Genomic DNA, 24396 nt, shown 5'->3' with positions numbered 1-24396 from the left:
GAGGACGTAACGGGGACGCGATCCCAAGGGATCATCCCAAGGGATCGTCCCGAGGGATCGTTTGGCGAGCGGGGGGCCATGAGCCAGATACAGGATGTCAGTCTCGCTGGAGCCGAAGCACTGTCGGCGTCCCGTGCAGGGGATGTCGACGCCATGGCACGCCGGGCGCTGTGGGGCTCGGCGCTGGGCTACGCCATGGATGGGTTCGATCTTCTGATCCTCGGCTTCATGCTGAGCGCGATTTCGAAGGACCTCCATCTCACGCAGCCCCAGGCCGCCTCGCTGGTGACGGGGACGCTGGTCGGCGCGGTGCTCGGCGGCTTCGTCTTCGGCATGCTGTCGGATCGGCTTGGCCGGGTCCGCGTCCTGACCTGGAGCATCGTCCTGTTCGCGATCTTTACCGGACTGTGCGCGCTGGCGCAGGGCTATTGGGACCTGCTGACCTACCGGGCCATCGCCGGCATCGGTCTCGGTGGCGAGTTCGGTATCGGCATGGCGCTGGTGGCGGAGGCCTGGCCGGCGGAGAAACGCGCGCGAGCCACATCCTATGTCGGTCTCGGCTGGCAGTTCGCGTGCTCATTGCGGCGCTGGTGACGCCGATCCTGCTGCCCCTCATCGGCTGGCGCGGGATGTTCGCACTCGGCGTGTTTCCGGCGCTGGTCGCCTATTTGATCCGGCGCAGGCTGCACGAGCCCGATGTCTTCGTGGCGCACAAGGCGAAGCCGGCGGATGCGGCCTCCTCGCTTCGCGCGCTCGTGGCCGACAGGGAGACGACCAGGATCAGCCTCGGGCTGATCATCCTCTGCTCGGTGCAGAATTTCGGCTACTACGGCATCATGATCTGGCTGCCGAACTATCTTTCAACGCGGTTCGGCCACGCCGCCGATCGCTTCGGCCGCCGTCCTGCATTCCTGAGCTACATGCTGGGCGCAGCCATCATGGTGGTGGTCTATTCGCAACTGACGGCCGCGACGGCGCTGTTGATCGGCGGCGCCGTGATGGGTTTCTTCGTCAACGGCATGCTCGGCGGTTACGGCGCGCTGATGAGCGAGCTCTATCCGACCGCGGCGCGCGCCACCGCGCAGAACGTGTTCTTCAATATCGGTCGCGCGGTCGCCGGCTTCGGTCCGCTGGTGGTCGGCATCGTCAGCGCGGCCTACGGTTTCCCGACCGCGATCGCCGGGCTCGCGCTGCTCTACATCCTCGACATCGTGGCGCTGCTCGCGCTGATCCCCGAGCGAGGTGGCGTGGAGCTTGCCTGAGCGCCGCGCGCGTTTCACTACGCTTGCAGTAGTCCGCCGCAATGAGGGCCATACCCGAGCCCGCGGTACTCGTGTCGGGCGCGGCGTACGCCGCCGCTACGATGCGCGGTGTCGGGCCAGTTGATGCAGCCGCCATGCAGGACGGCGTGGTGACGCTGCGCGGCCGCTTCGCCTGGGCGCATGATTTCGATCCGGACCGTTCGATCGCCGCGACCTTCCAAGCGTTGCCCGGCGCGAGCTTCGTGGTCAACGGCGCCGCGCAAGCGCGCAGCACTCACCAGCGTGTCTGTCGAGATGAAGTGGCTGAGCGGCTGGTCGGCGGCGGCAAGCTTCGAAGGCGAGTTCTCGAGCGTCACGCGCAGCTATGCCGGCAAGGGCCTCGTTCGCTACGCGTGGTGAGTGGTCGATTTCTTCACGCGCTCTTCGCCGGCCAGGGCACGACCTGGCCCGACATCACCAGCCGGTCGCGGCCGCTGTCCTTGGCGGCGTAGAGCGCGCGATCGGCGGCCGCAACCAGCGCGTTGCAATCCGTCGCGGTCTGCGACGGAAGGCCCGTCGCCGCACCCACGCTCACGGTCACCAGGCGCGAGGGCGGATTCTGCGCATGGAGCATGGCGAGCTCGTGCAGCGAATCGCGAATTTCCTCGCCGATCTGGGCGCAGCCGTCGGCGCCGGTGTTCGGCAACAGCAGGGCGAATTCCTCGCCGCCATAGCGCGCCGCGAGGTCAGCGGGGCGCCTCGCATGCGCGGCCAGAATCTTGCCCAGCGCGCGCAGGCAGCCATCGCCTGCGAGGTGTCCGTAATGGTCGTTGAACTTCTTGAAATGATCGACGTCGATCAGGAGCAGCGAGATCTGCGTGCCGTCGCGACGGGCGCGCGTCCATTCCTCGGCAAGCCGCTCGTCGAAGGCGCGGCGGTTGGCTAGCCCGGTCAGGCCATCGGTCGTCGCCAGCGAGGCGAGCCTGTCCTGAAGATCCTTCTGCTCGGTCACGTCTCGCATGATCGCAACGACGCCGTCGATCTCGCCGGTGTCGGATGCCCGTGTCACGTGCAGGGCCGACTCGGCCCAGATCTCGCCCTTCTCGCGATGGCGCTGGCGATAGACGAACCGCGCTTCCTCGGCTTCGCCATTCTTCAGCGCGGCAATGGTTTGCTCGATCCGCTCCAGATCCTCCGGGTGGATGCCGGCCACGGCCGAGTTGCCCAGGAGTTCGTCGGGCGACCAGCCGACGACGCGGGCGCATGACGGGGAGACGTAGAGCAGCCGGTTGTCGAGCCCGATCCGGGTCACCATGTCGCTGGATTGCTCGGCCAGCAGGCGGAAGTGAGCTTCGTTGGCGGCCAGGGCCTGCGCCATGCGCTGCCGCTGCAGAAGCTGGCGGACCAGGTAGAAGCCGATCACCGCGATCAGCAGGACGAGGCCAACGACGTAGGTCATTCGCACGGCGGCCGCCCGGCGCCAGGGGGCCAGCACGTCATCCTGCGACCTGCTCGCGAGTACCATCAGGGGGTGTTGATCGCTTCGTTGATAGTAACTCAAGCGCTGCACGCCATCGAGCGGCGACTTGAAATAGTAGACGGCAGCGGCTGGCCGGCTGCTCCATTGTTTGAACAACGGCGCATTGGACAAGTCACGCCCGACATAGCTTCCGCTCTCGTCATGGCTGCGCGCCAGCATGATGCCGTCATTGTTGAGCAGCGACGCCGATCCGTTTGCCCCGACATCGAATCGCTCATAGAACTTGACGAAGTAGGCCACGTCGATCGTGACCAAGGCGACGCCGGCGAAGCTGCCGTCGGGGTTGTTGATCCGTCGAGACGCGGTGATGATCCATTGGCCGCCGGCGCGACTCCTGACGGGCCGGCCGATTAGCGTGTTGCGATCCGGCGAGGCGCGATGGTGCTGAAAATATTCGCGGTCGCTGTTGTTGAACTTCGAGAGATCGATCTGTTCGGTCGTGGCAAGCCATCGGCCGGTCTCGTCATAGACGAAGATGCCGCGGATGCGGTTAGACGATTTGCGGGTCGGCAGATACGTCTGGAGCTTTGCGATCGTGTCAGGGCCCATTCCGTCGAGCTCGAGGCGATGGACGAGGCCAACCAGGAGTGTATCTGCGAGCTCGAACGTGTCGTCGGCATGCTGGACCAGCGACTTGGCGAGGTTGGCCACGTCCACCTCGGCATTCCTGAGCTCGGCGTTGCGCGTCTCCCATTCGCGCCACCCGCTCAAGGCCAGGATGACAATGCAGATCAGTACCACGAATCCCGCCGCCCAAAACGGGAGACGGGTTTTGCCGAGATCGCGGCTCGTGACCATCCGGTTTGCTCCAATCCGGCGCAAACCTCTCACCATCGCCTTAACGGCTTGTTGCTTCATCCGCGCTGATTGCACGGAGTCCGTACTCGACCGGGGGATTCCCCGATATTTCGACGGATTATCGTGGGACGATGTTAACCACTCCGCGGCTCGCGCTGCGGCGGCGCCTCGTGTCCCCCTCTCACGCTTCGAGCGTGAAGCCGACGCGCAGCGTGACCTGGTAGTGGCGCACGGTGCCGCTCTCGATATGGCCGCGCGTCTGCACGACCTCGAACCATTTCATCTCGCGGATGGTTTTTGCAGCGCGGCTGACCGCGTTCTGGATCGCATCCTCGATCGACTTTTCCGACGATCCTACCAGTTCCAGGATCTTGTAGACGTGGTCCTTGTCTTGAGCGGGCATGACGAACCTCCATGAGTGACGGCAGGGCGCAAGTCAGGATTTCCGTCTGAAGAGACTAAACTGCGCCTGAACGAAGTCCAAGGGTGAACTCGGGGTGAACGCGCAGCCTGTCCGGAGGTTTCTAGTCGGGCACATGGAGCGCATTGCGCGGCAGGTGACCCGTGCTGCCGTCGCGAACGGCGGCCTCAGCGCGCAACAGCCATCGCAGCAGCAGCGCCAGCATCGCGATCAGCGCAAACCCGGCCATGGCCGGCGCCACCTGTTGACCCACCTGCGTCGACAGCACGAGCCCATAGGCGCCGGCGAGCAGGATCAGCCCGTACATCGCGCTGCGTTCGCGTGCCGACGCGATGTGGACAAGATCCGGAAGCGCGAGCGCGAGACCGATCCCCAATATCGGCAGGTCGTAGTCGTAGGCGTAGGGGCTGATCATCACCGAGGCCATCGCCGTGACGCCGAGCGCGAAGCCTGGCGAGGGCCCGCGCAAGGCGCCGAGCACGACCGCAAGCAGCGCAAGGGCGGCGACGCCGACCTGTCCCCAGAACGCACCCGCAGCGGGAATGCTTGCCGTATGCAGTGCCGCGAAGGCCGAGATCATCCGGAACAGCTGATAGTAGCCTTGATCGAGATAGCCCGTCGATTCCTTCACTGAGCCGATCAGCGCGCTCCAGATCTGCGGCCCGAAGATGAACGTGCAAACAAGCGAGCTCACCAGGACCACCGTTGCGGCAGCGGCGATCGCAGTCCAGCGGCGCGTCGCCAGCAGATAGACGGCGGCGGCAATCGCAAGGTGCGGCTTGATCACCATCGCGCCGAGCGCAAGGCCGCCTAGCACCGGACGCTTTTGCAGGTTGAGACAGAACAGGCCTATCAGGGCACCGGTGAGAAAGCCGTTCTGGCCGCAGCCGATCGTGACTGCGAGCGAAGGAAACAGGATGATCAGGAGTTGCGAGAAATTCTCTCGCGCGATCGCTCGCAACGTGACGAGATAGAGCGCGAGAGTTACCGCGGTGAACAACAGATACGCCGCGCCGATCGGAAGGAAGGCGAGCGGCGCAAGCAGCAGGTCGAATTGCGGCGGGTAGGTCCAGGGCATCACGCCGGTCGTGCCGCCGGCGGCATCTGCCTGCATCTTGCCGAAGGTCGCGAGCCGGTAGACCTCGCCGACGTCGCCGAGCCAGACCCGCTGCGCCACGATGTGAAACGCGTCGAAGTCGGCGAGCTCGCGAAAGCCCCAGATGCCGACGCGCGCGAACCAGAACGTCTTGACGGCAACGATCGCCGCCAGCGCTACGAGGATGACGCGCACATAGATCGCCCGCCTCGACGGCGAGGACTGAATCTGCTCCAGCGCTTCGGCAAGCATGACGATCTCGGGCCCGGTGGCGGCGTGCAGGAGCCTGCATCGCCCATCAGGCCCGAGATTGCCGTCTCGAGGCTTAAAGGACTGTAACGAATCGGAAAGGATTTTTGCGGCCTTGAACCTCGAGGCGCAGCCTATCCACCTTGCGATCGGGCCTCGCGCGCCAGCCGTTCCGCCCTCAGCCGCTCCATGTTGGAATAGAGCGCCTTCTGCGCGGCCTCATGCTCACGCATGGCCTGCTCCGCATCAGCCCGCCGCGCCTCGTCGCGGGCCCTGCGCTCGTCGGGCGTGAGAATCCGGGGCGGGCGTACCGAATGATCGACTGTCATGGGAACATAACGCACGGCAGGCCGGATGGTTCCACGTCGTGGTTCCACCGTGCATCTGACGTACGGATCTTATGGATCCAGCTCCGTATCCCAGTAGAGATAGTCGAGCCAGCTATCGTGCAGATAGTTCGGTGGGAAGAGGCGGCCGTTGCGGTGGAGCTGGTGCACGGTCGGCGCGAACGCCGTCTGCCTCGGAAACATCTTTGCCTGCGCCGGCGTGAGGTTGCCCTTGCGCAAATTGCAGGGTGAGCAGGCCGCGACCACGTTCTCCCAGGTGGTCTGGCCGCCTTTGCTGCGCGGGATGATGTGATCGAAGGTGAGATCCTCGGGCGAGCCGCAATATTGGCAATTGAAGCGGTCGCGAAGGAAGACGTTGAAACGGGTAAAGGCAGGATGGGTGGTCGGCTTGACGAAGGATTTGAGCGAGACGACGCTCGGTAATTGCATCTCCAACGTCGGACTTCGTACCGCCTGGTCGTAATGTGCGACGATGTTGACGCGATCGAGAAACACCGCCTTGATCGCGTCCTGCCACGACCAGAGAGACAGCGGGTAGTAGCTCAGCGGCCGGAAGTCCGCATTCAGCACCAAGACCGGCCAACTGCCTTGCGAGACATGTGCGTTCAAGTAACGCTCCTGGCCTCCATATCGCTGCGAAGCAGCATGTACTGACATACTACATGCAGCGTGACGGGATTGTGAAGCCCGTTGAGCGACTTATTCAGGCCGACCGCGGGTCGGAGCACGCTGCAAAAAAGCCGCTTTTCGGGGAAGCGTCACCGCCGCGCGCCGTCTGCCCGATCGTACCGTTGCCCGCTGGCGCGCCACCGATGCGGTGGCTCCGTTCCCGGGCGAATAGCCTGCGCACCGGTCCCGGACAACAGGTCGTGATCGGGAGGGGGCAGTGACCCCGCGGCGGCTCTCCCAATGACGCGTGTGGTCAGCGCACCCGCTCCAGCTTCTGCAGGCACCGCGTGGCGCGCACGACGGCCGGCATCTCATCGTCGGGGAAGCTCGTCTTCCAGTCGGTGACGCCGACCTCGCCGACATAGATGTCGCCCTTCGAATCCAGCGCGATGCCGTGCGGTGCCAGGAATTTTCCGCTGGCGAGGCCCGGCCCCTCCTCGCCGCCGAGCCGCGCGATGCGCTTTCCCTTGGCATCGACGATCGACAGCCGCGGCCCGAGATTGGGCACCTTGCGGTTGACCGCCATGCCGGGTCCGAGCTCGCCGATCACGAAGGTCGGCTGCTTGCCGCCACAGCAGCACAGCGCACAAGGCCGGTGCAGGTTGTTCCACTGCGTCTCGTATCTGCCGTTGCCGTCGAACACCTGCACGCGATGGTTCTCGCGATCGGCGACGTAGACATAACCGTCGGCATCGGTGGCGATGTTGTGAACGATGTTGAACTGCCCGGGGTCGGTGCCGGGCTCGCCCCAGCTCATCATCAGCTTGCCGTCTGGCGTGAACTTGTGGACGCGCGCGTTGCCGTAGCCGTCGGAGACGTAGATCTCGCCCTTCGGCGACAGCGCGGTGTGGGTGCAGCGGTGGAACGGATCGCCACTCATGAACGGCGCAGGCTTCTCGGGGATGCCGATCGTCAGCAGCACCTTGCCGTCGGTCGTGCATTTGCGCACGGTGTGATCGCCGTCATCGGTGCAATAGAGATTGTCGTCGGCGTCGATATGCAGACCGTGGGCGCGGGCAAACAGTCCTTCACCCCAGCTCCGCAGGAAATTGCCCTCGCGGTCGAGCACCACCATCGGATGGGCGCCGCGGTTGAAGACGTAGATGCGGTCCTTGCTGTCGACCGCGACGGACGCGACGTCGGTGAGCTGCCAGCCGTTCGGCAGTTTTGCCCAGTTCTCGACGACACGGTAACGATGCTCGCCCGAGCCGAGTATGGCTGGCATTGGTGTCCTCCCTTGCTGCTGGCTCAGGTCGTGCGCGCCGGGGTCTCCACATCCTGCGGCAACATCCCTTGCTCGATCGCCTTGATCTGGAGCGCCAGGAAGCGCGAATTGATCCGGCATTGCGCGAGGCTGCCGGCGATGAACCACAGGCCGGGCTGCTTCGTGCGCGCATACATGTTGCGCAGCTCAAAGCCGTCGCCAAAGCCCCAGATCGGTCCGACGCGGTCGGCAACGGCATCGCCGAACAGCTTTCGCACCAGATAGGCTTGCGGCTTGTAGCCGGTTGAGAGCACGATGAGATCGGCGGGGATGATCGCGCCGTCCTTCATCCGTGCGCCCTCGGCGACGAAGCTTTCGATGTCCTCGAATTGCCTCAGCCTGACTGCGCCCTTCACGATGAGATCGGAGCAGCCGACGTTGAAGTAGTAGCCGCCACCGCGGGTGAGGTATTTGAACTGCCAGCCGGTGCCGCCTTCGCCGAAATCGAGCTTGAAGCCGACGCGGGTGAGGCCGTCGAGCAGCTCCTTGTCGAGCGCCTTCGACTGCTCCGTCAGCATCACATGGGTCTTCTTCGCGAGCGGCGTCGGCATCGAGGCTGCGATCAAATCGTTGTCCTCGAGCGTGCCCTCGTTGTAGGTCGCGTAGGCGAGCTGTGCCGAGGGTTCGATATTGGTCACCAGCGTGGCTGAGCGCTGCACCAGCGTCACCTCCGCGCCGCTGGAGTAGAGATCCTGCGCAATGTCGTGGCCGCTATTGCCGGTGCCGATGACGATCGCGCGCTCGCCGGCCCAGCTCTCGCCGTCCTCATAGCGGCTGGAATGCACGAGCGTGCCGTTGAAATCTTTCAGGCTCGGAATATCGGGCATGCTCGGGATGCCGCTGACGCCGGTCGCCATCACCACATGGCGCGGATGCATGGTGCGCGTCGTGCCATCGGCACGGCGCAGCCGCACGGTCCAGCGCGCCTCCGCCTCGTCGTAAGCGCCGCCTTCGAACTCGGTGCCGGTCCAGTAGTTCAGCTCCATGGCATCGACGTAAGCCTCGAACCAGTTCGCGAGCTTGTCCTTGGGGATGTAGACCGGCCAGTTCGGCGGGAACGGCATGTAGGGCAGGTGATTGACCTGAACCTGGTTGTGCAGGGTGAGCGCGTGATAGCGCTTGCGCCAATTGTCGCCGATACGTGGCCAGCGATCGACGATCAGCGTGTCGACATTCAACTGCTTCAGCCGCGCCGCGATCGCCAGCCCAGCCTGGCCGCCGCCGATCACCAGCACGGCTGGATCACGATCGGCATAGGAGCCGGATGCCTTGCGCAGATCGAGCCAGTTCGGCCCGCGGAAGTCGCGCGAATAGGCCTGGCCGCGCGGCCGCGTGCGGTTGAGTTGCTCCTCAAATCCCTTCAGCTCCTCCAGTGCAGTGAGCAGCGTCCATGCCTTCAGGCGGTCGCCGTCATCGGCATCGGGCAGCAGCCGAACGATGCCGCTGCCGCGTCCGACCGCGGTTTCGAAACCAAAGATCGCCTCGATGGTGTTGGTGCCGGCGCGCATGACCCGGCGTGGCGGCGCGCGATTGGATGCGATCTCGAAATTGGTCGCGGCAGCTCTTGCAGCGAGAGCACCTAGTTCCCGCACGATCGCGTCGCGTTCGGCGATCGTTTGCAGATTCCAGCTTAGCGCCAGCACGTCGCGCCAGAAGCTCTTGCCGAGGAAGAGCTTATGCAGCACGCCATGATCTGGGTCGGCAAGCGCCTGCTCGAACTGATCGAGCCAGGTTTGCGCCGACACAAGGATGTCCTTCGTCCTGTCCAGCATTGCGCGACCTCATGAAGGGCCGTCTTCGCGGCGTTTCCTCTGAGATCGACGCTATACTGTTTTAGCGGGAGCCAAAAGCCGACTACCCCAGTAAGGAGAGCATGTGGCCCTGCTCAGGTGGAATACGACCCTTCAATGTGTCGAGATAGATCTGCTGCACCGCCTCAGCCCCGCGGTTCTCGATCACGGTGAGGCATTTTTCGAGCATCGGCGCAAAGCCCGACCACGCCACGCCAAAGCGTTGGTCGATACCGCCCGGGCCCCAGTCCTTCGCCCGCTTGCGGATATGGTCGGGCGCAAAGAACCAGCGCGGTTTTGCGCCGGGCAGGCTACCTTCGTCGGCGTCGGTCGCGCGATGTGTCAATCCCACACGCACCGAGCAAGTCATCTGGTCGCGGAAATGATTGTGAAGCTCGGCCCGCAACGCGCTGCTGCCGGCCATGTCGACGAAGGCGACCGGCATATCCGTCGGCAGCGAGCTGACGCGATCATAGGTGACGACCTCATCGTAGCAGGGCAGCGAGCCGACGAAGCCGGTGTTGCCCGCCGAGGTCAGCCCGATCACCTTGCGGCCGCGGCTGTGCAAGAGATGCGCGAGCCCGAACGCGGTCTTGCTGGAGGCGCTCGAGAGAAGCACGCTGCGCGCGCCAAAGTCGTCGTTCTCGGCGAGGAAATCGTCGACCAGGAACGACAGCATGAACAGCGGCCGCAGCAGCGCCTGAAGATCACCCTGATGCCCGGCAAAGGCGGGATCGCCGGTGACGCGGGAATAGAGGTTGTAGACCGGCGACACCTGCTTGCGATGCTCGGCGCCGTCGCGAAGCGCGCGCTTGCTGACGTCCGTGGCTTCGATGACGAGATGCGTCGCCATCGGGAAATAGCCGAACAGCCGCTCGCCGACGGAGACGCCAGGATGTTTTGAGGCGATGACCTCGCCAAAGCCCCACACCGGGATGTTGCCGAAGCCTTGCGGCGCCGGAAAGATCTGCCAGTATTTCAGCGCGTCGCCCATCACGGCATAGGTGATGTTGTTGGCGGTGAACGCGAAGCGCTCGACCTTCACGAGCAGCGCATCCAATGGAAGCGCGGCTGGATCGGGAATTGCGGTCTCGATCAGCTTGCATTGCTCGAGGTCGTTGCGCGCAACGATGAAGTCGGTCGATGTCATGGTGTAGGTCCCGGCTTTTTCCGTGCCGGCATCTTCTCTTTCACCCGCGAGCGCTTTGCAACAGCAACATTGTTTAAAACGGCGTTCGCCTGCCCCTCGCCGGCGATGACGCCTTCGCGTTTCTTGACCGCGCGATAATAGCTCCACCACAGGTGAGCAGCCGCGCCGCGCAGGGGACGCCAGGGCTCGGCGAGCGGGGCCATCTGCTTTTCGGTGGGGCGCGTCTTCAAACCCAGCCCAATGCGGATGCCCTCCTGCACGGCGAGATCGCCGGCCGGCCAAGCATCGCCATGGCCGAGACAGAACAACAAATAGACGTCGGCGGTCCACGGTCCGATGCCGGGCAGCGCGATCAGCGTATGATGCGCGGCGTCGGCGTCCTCCTCGGCGAGCACGTCGAGGTTCAGCCGTTCGGCCGCGAGCTCGCGCGCGAGATGTTTCAGCGTCTTGATCTTGGCGGCGGACAGGCCGAGCCGTCCGAGCCGGTCGGCGCGCGCGCGGCGCACGGCGTCATGGTCGAACGGATCGAAGGCGGCGGAGAGCCGCCCCCAGATTGCGCCGGCGCTCGCAGTCGAGAGCTGCTGGCCGCAGACGATGTGCGCGAGCCCCACAAAACCCGGCTCGCGCCGCCGCAGGCTGGGCATGCCCGCGATCTCCAGCACCGGCCTCAGCCGAGTATCACGCTTGACCAGTGCCTGAATGGCCTCTTCGAGATCGGACTGGGTTTCGAGGTGGATGGTCATGGCTATCAAACTCGTCATGTGCGGGCTTGACCCGGTGTTGATTATCCTACTCCGTCATTCCGGGGCGATGCGAAGCATCGAACCCGGAATGACGAAGTTACGTCGACCGCCGGGTCATAGGCGAGCGGAAGCGACGCCGTCCTTCAGACTGCTATGTCCGGCAATGACGAGTACCCCGAGAATGATGCCACCCGTTTTCCGATTTGCCCCCAGCCCGAACGGCTATCTCCATCTCGGACATGCCTTCTCCGCGCTCTTGAACTTCGATCGCACGCGCGAGACGGGCGGGCGCCTCCTGCTGCGCATCGAGGACATCGACGCGACGCGCTGCCGGGTAGAGTTCGAGGCGGCGATCTACGAGGACCTCGCCTGGCTTGGGATCGCCTGGGAGACGCCGGTGCGGCGGCAGTCGGAGCATTTTGGCGCCTATCGCGCCGCGCTGGACAGGCTCACCGCGCTTGGCCTCGTCTATCCCGCCTTCGAAAGCCGAGCGGAGATCGCAAAGCTGGTGACGCAGCGCGAGGCTGATCAAGCCTGTCCGCGCGATCCCGATGGCGCGCCGCTCTATCCGGGCACCGCGAAATCGCTCCCCGCCCACGAGCGCGCGCGGCTGATCTCATCCGGCGCGCCCTATGCGCTGCGGCTCGACATGGCTGCCGCCTGCCGCCGCGTGGCGGACCTCATTTGGCGCGAGGACGGCAAGGGGCCTGCCGGCGAGCAAGGCAGCATTCCTGCCCAACCGCAGGCCTGGGGCGACGTCATCCTGGCGCGCAAGGAGACGCCGACCAGCTATCACCTCTCGGTCGTCGTCGACGATGCGCTTCAGGGGGTGAGCGAGGTGGTGCGCGGTCAGGATCTGTTTCAGGCCACGTCGGTCCACCGCCTGCTCCAGGAACTGCTCGGCCTGCCCGCGCCCGCCTATCGCCACCACCGGCTAATCTGCGATACGGCTGGGCAAAAGCTCTCCAAATCAAGCAGCGCGACGGGTTTGCGCGAGTTGCGCGCGGCGGGAGCGCGCCCTGCCGACATCCGCGCGTTGGTGGGATTACGTTAAGTTTCTCTGGGGTTTAGCTAAACGCCTCCGTGACTCCCTGGGCCGCTCCGTGCCATGCTGACTTCGAGCCGGGGTTCAAGGGGAAACATGGCGGCGAAAACGCGCATCGCGCGCACCACGCGGTCGTCCGGGCGGCTGCCCAAGAGGCGTGCCAAGTCGCCTGGGAAGTCGCGTGTGAAGTCGCGTGCAAAGCCGCTTGCTGCCACGCGTGAAAAGCGGCGTACCGGGGCGGCAGGCAAGCGCAGCGCCAAGGCGACCACGAAATCTGCCGCGGCGGATGTGATCCAGGCCGCGCTTGCGGCCTTTGCCCATGAGGTCCGCACCCCCCTGACCGGAATCCTCGCGATCAGCGATCTGCTTGCGACCTCGGACCTTGGCGAGCGCGAGCGCCGCTGGGCCGACACCATCAAGGCCGGCGCGGAGCATCTGGCGAGCCTTGCGACCCTGTTCGTGGACGCTGCCAAGACAGCCAAGGATGGGGGCAATGGCCTCGGCCAGGATCTGTTCGATCTGCGCGCCCTTGCGCGGGCCGCCGGCGACTCGCTTGCCGGCCGCGCGGCCGCCAAGGGGTTGCAGGCCGAGATCGATATCCACCCACGGCTTCCAGCCCTGGTGGTGGGCGACTCCGTTCGCCTGCGCGCGGCGCTGGAGAACCTGATCGACAATGCCGTGAAGTTCACGGAACAGGGCTGGGTGGCGCTGCAGGTCCTGCCCTGGCGTCCGCCGAAGGGCAAAGGCAAGATCGGTGTTTCCTTCAGAGTCTCGGACAGCGGCATCGGGCTGACCATGGCCGAGATCAAGCGTCTGTTCCGTCCGTTCACGCAGGCCAATGTCACGATCGCCTCGCGCTTCGGCGGTGCCGGGCTGGGGCTCTCCTCCGTGAAGCAATTGGCCCGCGCGATGGGCGGCGACGTCACCGCGAAGACGCGGCCAACGCGCGGCGCCACCTTCATCTTGACCGTCGCGTTGAGCTCCGCTGAGGACATCGATACTTCGGACGGAAGCGGTGATGGTGAGCCGTCGAATGCCATGGGATCGCTGCGCGTGCTCAGCGTCGAGGACAATCCGTTCGGCCGCGTCGTGCTCAACACCATACTGACCGAGCTCGGCCATCATGCGGAGTTCATCGGTCGTGGCGAGGACGCGGAAAACCGCCTTGCGCAAGGTGCTTTCGATGCGGTGCTGATGGACATGGTGCTGCCGGGCATCGACGGCATCGAGGCGATCAAACGCATTCGCACGATGTGTCCGCCGCTCGGTCAGATCCCGATCATCGGCATTTCCGGCCGCGGCGAGGACGAGACGGCCTCGCGCGAGGCCGGCGCCGATGCCTTCCTGGTCAAGCCTGTGTCTCCGCGTGCGCTAGCGACTGCGCTGCTTGAAGCGACACGCCGTGAGGAAGCCGCGACTTGATGATCGCGGCGTTGAGCTCGCCGCCATAGACGAAGATCGCGGCGATGAAATACAGAAACACCAGCGCGATGATCACCGAGGCCAGCCCCGCATACATCGTCACGTAGTTGTTGGCGAAGCGCGCGAGGTATTGCCCGAACACGATGCCGGAGATCAGCGACGCCACCATGGTGAAGACGATGCCGGGCAGGATCTGGAGGAAGCCGCGTCGCCCCGACGGCAGCCAGGCGTGCAGGATGAACAGCGCCACGATCAGTGCGCCGATGGTGATGCCGTAGCGCACCCAGGTCAGGATGCTTTCGTTGGACTCGACGAACAGCGGGATGTGGCGCCGCGCCGCTTCGATGATGAGCGGTCCGAGCACGATCAGGAACGCCATGGCGAGCGCGGTGAAGGCCGCGACCAGCGTATAGCCGATCGATTCCAGCCGCAGCCAGTACCAGCGCCGCATCTCGACCACCGCATAGGCGCGGTTGAGCGCGACCCGCAAGGCCTCGACGCCGTTCGAGGCAAAATAGACCGACAGCACCGCGCCGATGGTCAGCACGTCGGTGCGGGTCGTGGTCAGCACGTCGTGGATCTCGCCGGACAGGGTATCGGCAACCTGCTTGGGCCAGACCTGGAGCATCAGCCCGGCCGCCTGATCGGCGAGCTCCTTGGAGCCGAAGAAGCCTGCCAGCGAGGTCAACACGATGAGGAAGGGGAACAGCGCCATCAGGCTCGACAGCGCGATATGGCTCGCGATCGCCCAGCCGTCATCGGCCAGGAACGTGTAGAACGCGTCCATCACGACGAGGTAGAGATAGCGGATCTGCCTCACGGCGTACCCCGGCGCTGCTCTGCTCTCTCTCCCCGCAAGCGGCGAGAGGGGGAGCGTGCGTGCTGGCTCAAATCAAAAATCATCCGCTTAGCTTCTGATATTATTGGCCTAAAAGCCAGATCGCGCCGCGATGGCGCCGCGGCAAACACAGTGTTATCTACCCCTAATGGCATCCTTCCTGAGTTCTTTCATCCTGCCGGTGGCTGTCGGCGCCGTGGCGCTGGTGCTGCTGCTCGGTCTCGTCAACATGATGCGCGGCGGCTCGCCCAACACCTCGCAGAAGCTGATGCGGCTGCGCGTGCTGTTTCAGTTCGTGGCGATCGTCGTCGCCATGCTCGCGGTCTGGGCGATGGGGCATTGAGAGCCGGCGGCTAGAGAGGCAAACATGGTCGTTCTCAACCGTATCTACACCCGTACCGGTGACGACGGCACAACGGCGCTCGGCTCTGGCGAGCGCCGTCCGAAATACGATCTGCGGATCGAAGCCTATGGCACCGTCGACGAGACCAATGCCGCGATCGGCGTGGTGCGATTGCATGTCCGGGACTGGCCGGAGTTGGATGCGATGCTCGGCCGGATCCAGAACGACCTGTTCGATCTCGGCGCCGATCTCGCGGTGCCCGAGCGTGAAGGCAAGGCGGAGCGGTTGCGGGTCGTGGCGAGCCAGGTCGAGCGGCTTGAGCGCGATATCGACGCGCTGAACGAAAAGCTCGCTCCGCTAACCTCCTTCGTGCTCCCGGGCGGAACCCCAGCCGCCGCCCACCTCCATGTCGCGCGCACGATATGCCGCAGGGCGGAACGCGTGATGGTGGAACTCGCTGCAAAGCCGGACGAGCCAGTCGGGGAGGCTGGCATCCAATATATGAACCGGCTGTCGGATTTCCTGTTTGTCGCGAGCCGCGCGGCCAATCATAATGGCGCCGGCGACGTGCTCTGGGTGCCGGGCCAGAACCGCTAAGCAACCGCCAAGATTGGCTCGCAAAGCCAATTTTTGGGCCTCCGCGCGCGTTGACCGGACTGGGCCGGGCCATTAGGTTCCGCGCCAGTTGATAACCCCCCTCAAGAATTCAAGTGAAAGAGGATCGATGAAGGTCTTAGTGCCGGTAAAGCGGGTGGTCGATTACAACGTCAAGGTCCGCGTCAAGGGCGATGGATCGGGTGTTGAACTGGCCAACGTCAAGATGTCGATGAACCCATTCGACGAAATCGCGGTCGAGGAAGCGCTGCGCCTGAAGGAAGGCGGCAAGGCCACCGAGGTCGTGGTGGTCTCCATTGGACCGGCGCAGGCGTCGGAGACGATCCGCACCGGTCTCGCCATGGGCGCCGACCGCGGCATCCTGGTGAAGGCCGAGGGCACCGTCGAGCCGTTGGCGGTCGCCAAGATCCTGAAGAAGGTCGCCGACGAAGAGCAGCCCGGCCTGATCATCCTCGGCAAGCAGGCGATCGATGACGACAGCAATCAGACCGGCCAGATGCTGGCCGCGCTGCTCGGCTGGTCGCAGGCGACCTTCGCCTCCAAGCTCGAGGTCGAAGGGTCTGACTTCAAGGTCACCCGCGAGGTCGACGGCGGCCTGCAGACCGTGAAGCTGAAGGGACCTGCGATCGTCACGACCGATCTCCGCCTCAACGAGCCGCGCTATGCCTCGCTGCCCAACATCATGAAGGCGAAGAAGAAGCCGATCGCGGAGAAGACCGTCGCCGATTACGGCGTCGACGTCACCGCGCGCCTTGAGGTTCTCAAGACGACGGAGCCACCGGGCCGCAAGGCCGGCGTCAAGGTCAAGGACGTCGCCGAGCTGGTGTCGAAACTCAAGAACGAAGCCGGGGTGCTCTGATGACGACGCTTCTGATTGCTGAACACGACAATGCGTCGCTGAAGGATGCGACCAACAAGGCTCTGACGGCGGCCGTCGCCCTCGGCACCGACGTCGACGTGCTGGTCGCCGGCCAGAACGCCAAGGGCGCGGCGGATGCCGCCGCAAAGCTCACCGGGGTGAAGAAGGTGCTGCTCGCCGACGGTGAGCCCTACGCGCACGATCTCGCCGAGCCGCTGGCCGCGCTGATCGTCTCGCTGGCGTCCGGCTATGACGCGATCGTCGCGCCTGCGACCTCGCGCTTCAAGAACGTGATGCCGCGCGTCGCAGCCCTGCTCGACGTCATGCAGGTCTCGGAGATCATCAAGGTCGTCGCGCCCGACACCTTCGAGCGGCCAATCTATGCCGGCAACGCCATCCAGACGGTGAAGTCGAAGGACGCCAAGAAGGTCATCACGGTGCGTACCTCGACCTTCGCTGCAGCGCCAGCCGGTGGCAGTGCGAGCGTCGAGAGCGTCGCGGCGGCGGCCGATCCGGCCCTGTCGTCCTTCGTCGGCGAGGAAGTCGCCAAGAGCGACCGCCCCGAGCTGACCTCGGCGAAGATCATCGTCTCCGGTGGCCGCGCCATGCAGAGCCGGGAAAACTTCGCAAAGTACATCGAGCCGCTCGCCGACAAGCTCGGCGCCGGCGTCGGTGCCTCGCGCGCGGCGGTCGACGCCGGCTATGCGCCGAACGACTGGCAGGTCGGCCAGACCGGCAAGGTCGTGGCCCCCGAGCTCTATGTCGCCGTCGGCATTTCCGGCGCGATCCAGCATCTCGCCGGCATGAAGGACTCCAAGGTGATCGTCGCGATCAACAAGGACGAGGACGCGCCGATCTTCCAGGTCGCCGACTACGGCCTGGTTGCCGACCTCTACCAGGCGGTTCCTGAGCTCACGGCCGAACTCGGCAAGCTCGGCAAGTAAAACACCGTAGAAACACCGGCCGGATGTCCTAAACTCCGGCCGGTGTTTCATTTCTGAGGCGCTTTCTTTCGCGGGGGACGCGGAAGAGGGCGATCCAATCTAGGTTTCGAGCCCGGGTTCTGATTAAATCGGACCCCCGGCTCACGGGGGATAGGCAGGGCGCGGCATCCGCGCCGTTCCGGTGGATGACATTATGGCAGAGATCAAGAAGGTCGGCGTGATCGGCGCGGGGCAGATGGGCAATGGTATTGCCCATGTCGCGGCGCTGGCCGGTTTCGACGTGGTGCTCAACGACATCTCGGCCGACCGTTTGAAGTCGGGCATGGCCACCATCAACGGCAATCTGTTGCGCCAGGTCTCCAAAAAGGCCGTCAGCGAGGACGACAAGACCAAGGCGCTGTCGCGCATCACGCTCGCCGAGAAGCTCGATGACCTCGCCGACTGCGACCTCGTGATCGAGACCGCGGTCGAAAAGGAGGAGGTCAAGCGCAAGATCTTCCACGAGCTCTGCGCGGTCCTGAAACCCGAAGCGATCGTCGCTTCCGACACCTCCTCGATCTCGATCACCCGCCTGGCCGCGGCCACCGACCGCCCCGAGCGCTTCATCGGCATTCATTTCATGAATCCGGTGCCGCTGATGGAGCTGGTCGAGCTGATCCGCGGCATCGCCACCGATGATTCCACCTTCGAGGCCTCCAAGGCATTCGTCGCCAAGCTCGGCAAACAGGTCGCGGTCTCCGAGGATTTCCCGGCCTTCATCGTCAACCGCATTCTGCTGCCGATGATCAACGAGGCGATCTACACGCTCTATGAGGGCGTCGGAAACGTCGAGGCGATCGACGCGGCGATGAAGCTGGGCGCCCATCATCCGATGGGCCCGCTGGAGCTTGCCGATTTCATCGGCCTCGACACCTGCCTCTCCATCATGCAGGTGCTGCATGAGGGGCTGGCCGACTCGAAATACCGCCCGTGCCCGCTGCTGGTGAAATACGTCGAAGCCGGCTGGCTCGGCCGCAAGACGCAGCGCGGCTTCTACGACTACCGCGGCGCCAAGCCGGTCCCGACGCGCTGATCTCCACCCCTCGTTAACCTCTGCGGCCTAGGCTGCCGCCCGTACGAGGGTATGCGTATGGACATGATGGCCATGGTCAGCAGCATGCTGACCGCGCAGCAAGGCGCGTTGCAGTCGAACATCGCTGCGACCGTGACGAAGCAGAACATGGATGCGGAGAAATCCGCCGTCCTGACGCTGCTCGGTGCCGGCCAGCCCTCGCTCGCCAATGTTGGCGCCGGCATCGGCAACAATCTCAACGTGACCGCCTGAAATCAGCCCTACAGCGCCGCGGCGACCTGCTTCATGGCCGCCTGGATCAGCTTCAGCGCGTCGTCGCTGGACCATTCCGCGGGGCCGGCGATCGTCGCTATCTCGCAACCCTGCGGGTCGACCAGCACCGAGGTCGGCATGCCCAGCGCCCGACCGATGGCTTTAAGGTCCTGGAAAGCCTTGGCTTTCTGGTCGTTGAAATAACCGAGGCGGGTGATGCCGGCCTCTCTCAGAAAGTTTTTGGGCTTTTCGGGGTCACGGGTGTCGATATTGATGGCGACCACCTGGAAATTCTCGCTGCCCAGCGTGGCCTGGAGCCCTTCCAGCGCCGGCATCTCCTTGCGGCAGGGCACGCACCAGGTCGCCCAGAGGTTCACCAGCACCGTCTTGCCGCGGAAGTCGGAGAGCTTTTTCGGCTTGCCGTCGGCGTCCTCGAAGGTGAGGTCCGGCAGTTTTAACGGCGCCGTCGCCATGGTCAGCGCCGCCACCTCGCCATGGGCGAGCGGGGCGATCCTGCTGGCGGTCTGGACCGCGGCGCGGCAGGCCGGATCGCCCGCCGGCCCCCGCTTCAGGCCCAACCCGTACAGCGCCGCAAAGCCGACCAGGCCCCCGACCGCCACGGTGGCGATCACGAGGGGGATCCGGCGCGTGGCCGCCCGCGCTTTCCGTTGGTCGAGCATGTCGTTGGGGTCGAGCATATCGTTTGTCATCCGGTCGCAGATATGGCTATCAGGGGCCTCTTAATACGGCTGGCAGCAGTCAGCAAACGTGCGGCACAGGCCGCGCAGCTAGAAGCAAGGCGTGAGCAGGGGATCATGAGCAACAAGATGTGGGGCGGCCGGTTCTCGGAACGTCCCGACGAGATCATGGAGGAAATCAACGTCTCCATCGACGTCGATCGTCACCTCTTCGCCCAGGACATTGCCGCGTCCAAGGCCCATGCCGCGATGCTCGCCACGCAGGGCATCATCACGGCCTCTGATGCGAAAAATATCGGCAAGGGTCTAGACACGATTTTGTCAGAGATCGGCAAGGGCGGCTTCACGTTCAAGCGCGCGCTCGAGGACATCCATATGAATGTCGAGAGCCGCCTGTCCGAGCTGATCGGCCCCGCCGCCGGCCGCCTGCACACCGCGCGCTCGCGCAACGACCAGGTCGCGACCGACTTCCGCCTGTTCGTCCGCGACATCATCGACGAGACGGACGCTGCGCTCGCTGCGTTCCAGCAGGCGCTGGTGGAACGCGCGCTGGAACATGCCGGGACCGTGATGCCCGGCTTCACGCACTTGCAGACCGCGCAGCCCGTCACGTTCGGCCACCACCTGCTCGCCTATGTCGAGATGGCCGGACGCGATCGCGGCCGCTTTCAGGATGCCCGCAAGCGGCTGAATGAATCGCCGCTGGGTGCTGCAGCGCTCGCCGGTACCTCGTTCCCGATCGACCGCCACGCCACTGCGAAAGCACTTCTCTTCGACCGGCCGATGGCGAATTCGCTCGATGCGGTCTCCGACCGCGACTTCGTGCTGGAGACGCTGTCGGCGGCCTCGATCTGCGCCGTGCACATGTCGCGCTTTGCGGAAGAAATCGTGATCTGGACCTCGCCGCTGGTGGGCCTCATCCGCCTCAGCGACAAGTTCACGACCGGCTCCTCGATCATGCCGCAGAAGCGCAATCCTGACGCAGCCGAGCTCGTGCGCGCCAAGACGGGCCGCGTCATCGGCGCGCTCAACGGCCTCCTGATCGTGATGAAGGGCCTGCCGCTCGCCTATCAAAAGGACATGCAGGAGGACAAGCAGGGCGCGATGGAGGGCTTTGCCGCGCTATCGCTCGCGATCCGCGCCATGACCGGCATGGTCCGCGATCTCGTGCCGGATGAAGCCAAGATGAGGCTTGCTGCGGGCGAGGGCTATGCCACCGCGACTGATCTTGCCGACTGGCTGGTGCGCACGCTGAAGATGCCGTTCCGCGAGGCCCATCACGTCACCGGCCGGATCGTGGCAAAGGCCGCGGGCGACGGCGTCGCGCTCCATGAGCTTCCGCTCAAGGAGATGCAGGCGATCGAGCCAAAGATCACCAAGGATGTGCTCGGCGTGCTTTCGGTCGAATCGTCGGTAAAGAGCCGCACCAGCTTTGGCGGCACGGCGCCGAAGAACGTGACGGCGCAGGCCAAGGCCTGGGCGAAGCGGTTGGAAAAAGAGCGAAAATCGCGTTGAGGGCAAAATTTCGCTTGTTTTTCATGGTCATCCGGCTCTCGCCAGAGCGAGCCAATCTCTGTATGGTGCGGCCCGCGTAGTGGGGATCTCGTCGTGACGTTAAAGTTTCGCCCGACCGGTTCGGGGTGGGCCATCATTGTCTTGAGCCTGAGCGCGCTGGCGCTGGCCGGTTGCGGCCGCAAGGGGCCGCTCGATCTGCCGCCGACCGCCTCCAACGCGTCCACGGCGAATGTCGCCCCGGCTCCCACCGACACGGAGACCGAGGCCCAGAAGACGCCGAGCGTGTTCAATCCCACCTACGGCGCGGATGCCGCGCCCGCCGCCACCAAGGGCAAGAAGAAATCGTTTGTCCTCGACCCGCTGCTGGACGAAAAGCCCGGCAGATGAGCCGGGATGACTGAGCGAACACCATGAACCATTTCGACTATCGCAACGGCGTCCTGCACGCCGAAGCGGTGAACCTTTCCGATCTCGCCGCGACCGTCGGCACGCCTTTCTATTGCTATTCGACCGCAACCCTCGAGCGGCACTACCGCGTCTTCACGGATGCTTTCGCCGGCGAGAAGGTGCTGGTCTGCTACGCCATGAAGGCGAACTCCAACCAGTCGGTGCTGCGCACCCTGGCCAAGCTCGGCGCCGGCGCCGACGTGGTCTCGGGCGGCGAGTTGAAGCGCGCGCTCGCGGCCGGCATTCCGGCGAGCAAGATCCTGTTCTCCGGCGTCGGCAAGACCGAGACCGAGCTGCGCGCGGCGCTCGCCGCCGACCTCCTTTGCATCAACGTCGAATCCGAGCCCGAGCTCGAGCTGCTGTCGCGGCTCGCCAGCGAGATGGGCAAGACCGCGCGCATCTCCGTGCGCGTCAATCCGGACGTCGATGCCGGCACGCACGCCAAAATCTCCACCGGCAAGTCCGAGAACAAGTTCGGCATCCCGATCGTCCACGCCCGCGAGGTCTATGCGCGCGCCGCCAAGCTTCCGGGGATTCAGGTGACCGGCACCGACGTGCATATCGGCAGCCAGATCACCGATCTCTCCAAGATGGAGATCGCGTTCCGCATCCTCGCCGAATTCGTTCAGGCGCTGCGCGCCGACGGCCACAACATCTCGCATGTCGATTTCGGCGGTGGCCTCGGCATTCCCTACTACATGGACCGCGAGGCGCCGCCTGCGCCCGACGCCTATGCCGCCATGGTCAGGCGCATCACGCACAACCTCGGCTGCACGCTGATGTTCGAGCCGGGCCGCATGATCGTCGGCAATGCCGGCATCCTGGTCACCAGGGTGATCTACGTGAAGCACGGCGACGGCAAGAACTTCGTCATCATCGACGCCGCGATGAACGACCTGATCCGTCCGACGCTGTATGAAGCCCATCACGACATCCTGCCGGTTACGCAGCCCGCTGCAGGCGCGCCGACGATCCTGGCCGACGTCGTCGGCCCGGTCTGCGAGACCGGCGACTACCTCGCGCTCGACCGCACGCTGCCGACGCCGAAGCCGGGCGACCTCCTCGCCATCATGACCGCCGGCGCCTACGGCGCCGTGCAGGCCGGCACGTACAATACACGGCCGCTGGTGCCGGAGGTGCTGGTGAGGGGTGACCAGTATGCGGTGGTGCGTCCCCGCATCGATGTCGAGCAGCTCATCGCCATGGACACGCCCGCGCCGTGGCTGTGAGGCTGTCGTAGCGAAAAGCCGCAAAACAACCCCATGCAAAGTAGCCCGGGGTTGTCGGCCTCACGCACGGTCGCTCGGCGGAACCGTTTGGCGCGTCGGGCAAATCTGCGGGACTCGCGCGATCGCCGCGAAGGCTATGTCTTCCCGCCGACCACCACCCCGGCTCGCTTCTCGATCGGCTTGATCGCCGCGGTGAAGTCCGAACCCGCGCCTTCCTCGCTGATCACGGTCTCCCAGAGACGCCCGACCGCATCCGCGACCTCCATCGACAGGCCGAGCTGCTTCATCTCCTCCAGCGCCAGCCGCACGTCCTTCACCATCAGCCCCGTCGCGAAGCCGAAGTCGAAGCTGCGCGGCAGGACCGAACGCGGAAACTTGTCGCGGCTCGCGGTGTTCATGCCCGAGCCCGCATTGATGACGTCGATCATCACGGCCGGATCGAGCCCGGCCTTCACGCCCATCACCACCGCTTCCGATGTCGCGACGATCGCGGTCGCCGAGAGAAAGTTGTTGGCGAGCTTCATGGTCTGCGCCGCGCCCGGCTTCTCGCCGATGAAGAACACCTTTCCGATCACGTCGAGCGCGGCCTTGATCGTGTCGAACTCGCGCCTAGGTCCGGACGCCATCACGGCCAGCGTGCCTTTCTCGGCGCCGGCGACGCCGCCGGAGACCGGGCTGTCGATCTGCACGATGTTGCGCGTCGCCAGCAGGCCGTGAATCCTCACCGCCATCTGCGAGCCGACGGTCGACAGATCAACGAAGCGTTTGACGCGCTTGCCGTCGATCACGCCATTCGCACCGGTTGCGACCTCGAGCGAGGCCTGCAGCGACGGCAGGCTCGCCATCACCGTCTCGACCTGGTCGGCGACATCCTTCGGCGACGTCGCCGCGGTGGCGCCACGCGCAACCAGCGTATCGAGGACCTCTTTCCGCGTATCGAACGCAACGAGCCGATGCCCCGCCTCGATCAGCCGCCGCGCCATCGGAAACCCCATGTTTCCCAGCCCGATGAATCCGATGTCCATGGTGTTTCCTTGTGCTTGTTGTTGTGGGTGATGGACGGAAGCGCGCCACGTTCTCCGAGGTCGTCCTGGCGAAAGCCAGGACCCATTACCCCAGGGAGGAGTTGTGGCGCGACGTAGTAACTCCGAGTGCCCGTAACCGCGTCTGCCGGTGGCTATGGGTCCGAATCCACCTCTTGGCTTTCGCCAGGACGGCGTTGGGGAGGTGGGGTTGCGTCACTCAACGACGGAGGAGAGACGGTGGTGTCCCTCACGTCTTGCCGTCAATCTCCGCAAACACCTCGCGCGCGATCCGAAAGCTGTCGACCGCGGCCGGCATGCCGCCGTAGATCGCGACCTGCATCAGGATCTCGCGGATTTCGTCGCGGGTGACGCCGTTGGTCAGCGCGCCCTTCAGGTGCGCGCGGAACTCGTGCTGGCGGTTGAGAATCGCGATCATCGCGATGTTGAGCATGCTGCGGGTCTTGCGCGGCAGCTCCTCGCGACCCCACACCGTGCCCCAGCAATATTCGTTGAGCATCTCCTGGAACGGCCGGTTGAAGTCGTCGACGTTCTTCAGGGCATTGTTGACATAGGCCTCGCCCAGTACCGCTTTGCGAACTTCCAGCCCCTTGTCGTGCATCTTCTTGTCCATGGCGTTCCTCGTGTCTTGCCTTGAAGGATTTGCGACCGAAACCTACGGTGACGAACACAACCAGTCACGCCTTCGTGTTATGCACCGCTTGGGTGCGGGATCCCGTAGAGGAACGGGTGCCTCAGTGCTGCCGTTGTGCTAGGCTGTCGTACC

At 64.8% G+C, this 24396-nt stretch carries 26 protein-coding genes and 1 pseudogene; 14 read left to right on the top strand and 13 right to left on the bottom strand.

Annotation, left to right across the window (positions count from 1 at the left end; genetic code table 11):
• Positions 1-78 precede the first annotated feature (78 nt).
• The 3 genes and pseudogenes from NLM33_RS23035 to NLM33_RS23025 all read left to right on the top strand — a co-directional run.
• Positions 79-594, top strand: a complete 516-nt coding sequence (locus NLM33_RS23035) for an MFS transporter (RefSeq protein ID WP_254099014.1) — start codon at positions 79-81, stop codon at positions 592-594.
• On the top strand, positions 573-1262 hold the full coding sequence (locus NLM33_RS23030) for an MFS transporter (RefSeq protein ID WP_254099012.1): 690 nt from the start codon (positions 573-575) through the stop codon (positions 1260-1262). Before NLM33_RS23035 ends, NLM33_RS23030 begins: the two co-directional genes overlap by 22 nt.
• Positions 1263-1393: 131 nt before the next feature.
• Positions 1394-1661 (top strand): annotated as a pseudogene (locus tag NLM33_RS23025) (autotransporter outer membrane beta-barrel domain-containing protein); the annotation flags it as partial.
• A gap of 13 nt (positions 1662-1674) precedes the next feature.
• Here NLM33_RS23025 and NLM33_RS23020 read toward each other — a convergent pair.
• The 9 genes from NLM33_RS23020 to NLM33_RS22980 form a co-directional block, all read right to left on the bottom strand.
• A complete protein-coding gene (locus NLM33_RS23020; RefSeq protein ID WP_254099009.1) occupies positions 1675-3579 on the bottom strand; it encodes a diguanylate cyclase domain-containing protein in 1905 nt (634 codons plus the stop codon).
• Positions 3580-3760: 181 nt separating this feature from the next.
• A complete protein-coding gene (locus tag NLM33_RS23015) occupies positions 3761-3982 on the bottom strand; it encodes a dodecin (RefSeq protein WP_254099008.1) in 222 nt (73 codons plus the stop codon).
• A gap of 121 nt (positions 3983-4103) precedes the next feature.
• Positions 4104-5348: a glycosyltransferase family 87 protein gene (locus NLM33_RS23010; protein WP_254099007.1), complete on the bottom strand. Its 1245-nt coding sequence runs from the start codon at positions 5346-5348 to the stop codon at positions 4104-4106.
• Positions 5349-5479: 131 nt separating this feature from the next.
• A complete protein-coding gene (locus NLM33_RS23005; RefSeq protein WP_254099006.1) occupies positions 5480-5674 on the bottom strand; it encodes a hypothetical protein in 195 nt (64 codons plus the stop codon).
• Positions 5675-5743: 69 nt separating this feature from the next.
• Positions 5744-6301, bottom strand: coding sequence for an HNH endonuclease (locus NLM33_RS23000; protein ID WP_027522133.1), 558 nt, complete (start codon positions 6299-6301; stop codon positions 5744-5746).
• 313 nt (positions 6302-6614) lie between these two features.
• Positions 6615-7586: a peptidyl-alpha-hydroxyglycine alpha-amidating lyase family protein gene (locus tag NLM33_RS22995; protein WP_254099004.1), complete on the bottom strand. Its 972-nt coding sequence runs from the start codon at positions 7584-7586 to the stop codon at positions 6615-6617.
• Positions 7587-7609: 23 nt separating this feature from the next.
• Positions 7610-9397, bottom strand: coding sequence for an NAD(P)/FAD-dependent oxidoreductase (locus NLM33_RS22990; RefSeq protein WP_254099002.1), 1788 nt, complete (start codon positions 9395-9397; stop codon positions 7610-7612).
• Between the two features lie 82 nt (positions 9398-9479).
• Positions 9480-10565, bottom strand: coding sequence for a DUF2855 family protein (locus NLM33_RS22985; protein ID WP_254099000.1), 1086 nt, complete (start codon positions 10563-10565; stop codon positions 9480-9482).
• Entirely contained in the window at positions 10562-11308 is a 747-nt protein-coding gene (locus NLM33_RS22980; protein ID WP_254098998.1) for a DNA-3-methyladenine glycosylase, read from the bottom strand. Before NLM33_RS22980 ends, NLM33_RS22985 begins: the two co-directional genes overlap by 4 nt.
• Before the next feature lie 181 nt (positions 11309-11489).
• Between NLM33_RS22980 and gluQRS the strand changes: the two genes are divergently transcribed.
• The gene (gene gluQRS, locus NLM33_RS22975) at positions 11490-12362 is read left to right on the top strand and encodes a tRNA glutamyl-Q(34) synthetase GluQRS (protein WP_254098996.1); all 873 of its coding nucleotides are present in this window, start codon (positions 11490-11492) and stop codon (positions 12360-12362) included.
• 87 nt (positions 12363-12449) lie between these two features.
• On the top strand, positions 12450-13775 hold the full coding sequence (locus NLM33_RS22970) for an ATP-binding protein (protein WP_254098994.1): 1326 nt from the start codon (positions 12450-12452) through the stop codon (positions 13773-13775).
• Here NLM33_RS22970 and NLM33_RS22965 read toward each other — a convergent pair.
• Positions 13702-14562 (bottom strand): YihY/virulence factor BrkB family protein, encoded by an 861-nt coding sequence (locus NLM33_RS22965; RefSeq protein WP_371930129.1) that lies wholly within the window; start codon positions 14560-14562, stop codon positions 13702-13704. The genes NLM33_RS22970 and NLM33_RS22965 overlap by 74 nt on opposite strands.
• Before the next feature lie 199 nt (positions 14563-14761).
• On the opposite strand from NLM33_RS22965, the gene NLM33_RS22960 reads away from it, so the two are divergent.
• The 6 genes from NLM33_RS22960 (at position 14762) to NLM33_RS22935 (ending at position 18698) form a co-directional block, all read left to right on the top strand.
• Positions 14762-14956, top strand: coding sequence for a twin transmembrane helix small protein (locus NLM33_RS22960; protein ID WP_254098990.1), 195 nt, complete (start codon positions 14762-14764; stop codon positions 14954-14956).
• Between the two features lie 24 nt (positions 14957-14980).
• Entirely contained in the window at positions 14981-15553 is a 573-nt protein-coding gene (locus tag NLM33_RS22955) for a cob(I)yrinic acid a,c-diamide adenosyltransferase (RefSeq protein WP_254098988.1), read from the top strand.
• A 127-nt stretch (positions 15554-15680) separates the two neighbouring features.
• Positions 15681-16430, top strand: coding sequence for an electron transfer flavoprotein subunit beta/FixA family protein (locus NLM33_RS22950; protein ID WP_254098986.1), 750 nt, complete (start codon positions 15681-15683; stop codon positions 16428-16430).
• The gene (locus tag NLM33_RS22945) at positions 16430-17374 is read left to right on the top strand and encodes an electron transfer flavoprotein subunit alpha/FixB family protein (protein WP_254098984.1); all 945 of its coding nucleotides are present in this window, start codon (positions 16430-16432) and stop codon (positions 17372-17374) included. Before NLM33_RS22950 ends, NLM33_RS22945 begins: the two co-directional genes overlap by 1 nt.
• Positions 17375-17564: 190 nt before the next feature.
• Positions 17565-18446, top strand: coding sequence for a 3-hydroxybutyryl-CoA dehydrogenase (locus NLM33_RS22940; RefSeq protein ID WP_254105857.1), 882 nt, complete (start codon positions 17565-17567; stop codon positions 18444-18446).
• Between the two features lie 57 nt (positions 18447-18503).
• Positions 18504-18698 carry a hypothetical protein gene (locus NLM33_RS22935; RefSeq protein WP_254098982.1) on the top strand — a complete coding sequence of 65 codons (195 nt, stop codon included), beginning with the start codon at positions 18504-18506 and terminating at the stop codon, positions 18696-18698.
• A gap of 8 nt (positions 18699-18706) precedes the next feature.
• Here NLM33_RS22935 and NLM33_RS22930 read toward each other — a convergent pair whose 3' ends face one another.
• Positions 18707-19396, bottom strand: a complete 690-nt coding sequence (locus tag NLM33_RS22930; protein ID WP_371929977.1) for a TlpA family protein disulfide reductase — start codon at positions 19394-19396, stop codon at positions 18707-18709.
• Between the two features lie 117 nt (positions 19397-19513).
• Here NLM33_RS22930 and argH point away from each other — a divergent pair, with 117 nt between their 5' ends.
• From argH to lysA, 3 genes are all read left to right on the top strand, one after another.
• On the top strand, positions 19514-20911 hold the full coding sequence (gene argH / locus NLM33_RS22925; protein ID WP_254098980.1) for an argininosuccinate lyase: 1398 nt from the start codon (positions 19514-19516) through the stop codon (positions 20909-20911).
• A gap of 93 nt (positions 20912-21004) precedes the next feature.
• The gene (locus NLM33_RS22920) at positions 21005-21298 is read left to right on the top strand and encodes a lipoprotein (protein ID WP_254098978.1); all 294 of its coding nucleotides are present in this window, start codon (positions 21005-21007) and stop codon (positions 21296-21298) included.
• Between the two features lie 23 nt (positions 21299-21321).
• Positions 21322-22587 (top strand): diaminopimelate decarboxylase, encoded by a 1266-nt coding sequence (gene lysA, locus NLM33_RS22915; RefSeq protein WP_254098976.1) that lies wholly within the window; start codon positions 21322-21324, stop codon positions 22585-22587.
• Positions 22588-22721: 134 nt separating this feature from the next.
• On the opposite strand, the gene NLM33_RS22910 is transcribed toward lysA, so the two are convergent.
• Positions 22722-23612, bottom strand: coding sequence for an NAD(P)-dependent oxidoreductase (locus NLM33_RS22910; RefSeq protein WP_254098974.1), 891 nt, complete (start codon positions 23610-23612; stop codon positions 22722-22724).
• Between the two features lie 247 nt (positions 23613-23859).
• A complete protein-coding gene (locus NLM33_RS22905; RefSeq protein WP_254098972.1) occupies positions 23860-24243 on the bottom strand; it encodes a carboxymuconolactone decarboxylase family protein in 384 nt (127 codons plus the stop codon).
• Positions 24244-24396: the final 153 nt, after the last annotated feature.

The organism is Bradyrhizobium sp. CCGUVB1N3 (assembly GCF_024199925.1).
GTDB lineage: Bacteria > Pseudomonadota > Alphaproteobacteria > Rhizobiales > Xanthobacteraceae > Bradyrhizobium.
Note: the sequence above shows the minus strand (reverse complement) of the source record. Positions and strands in the feature narration are given on the sequence as shown.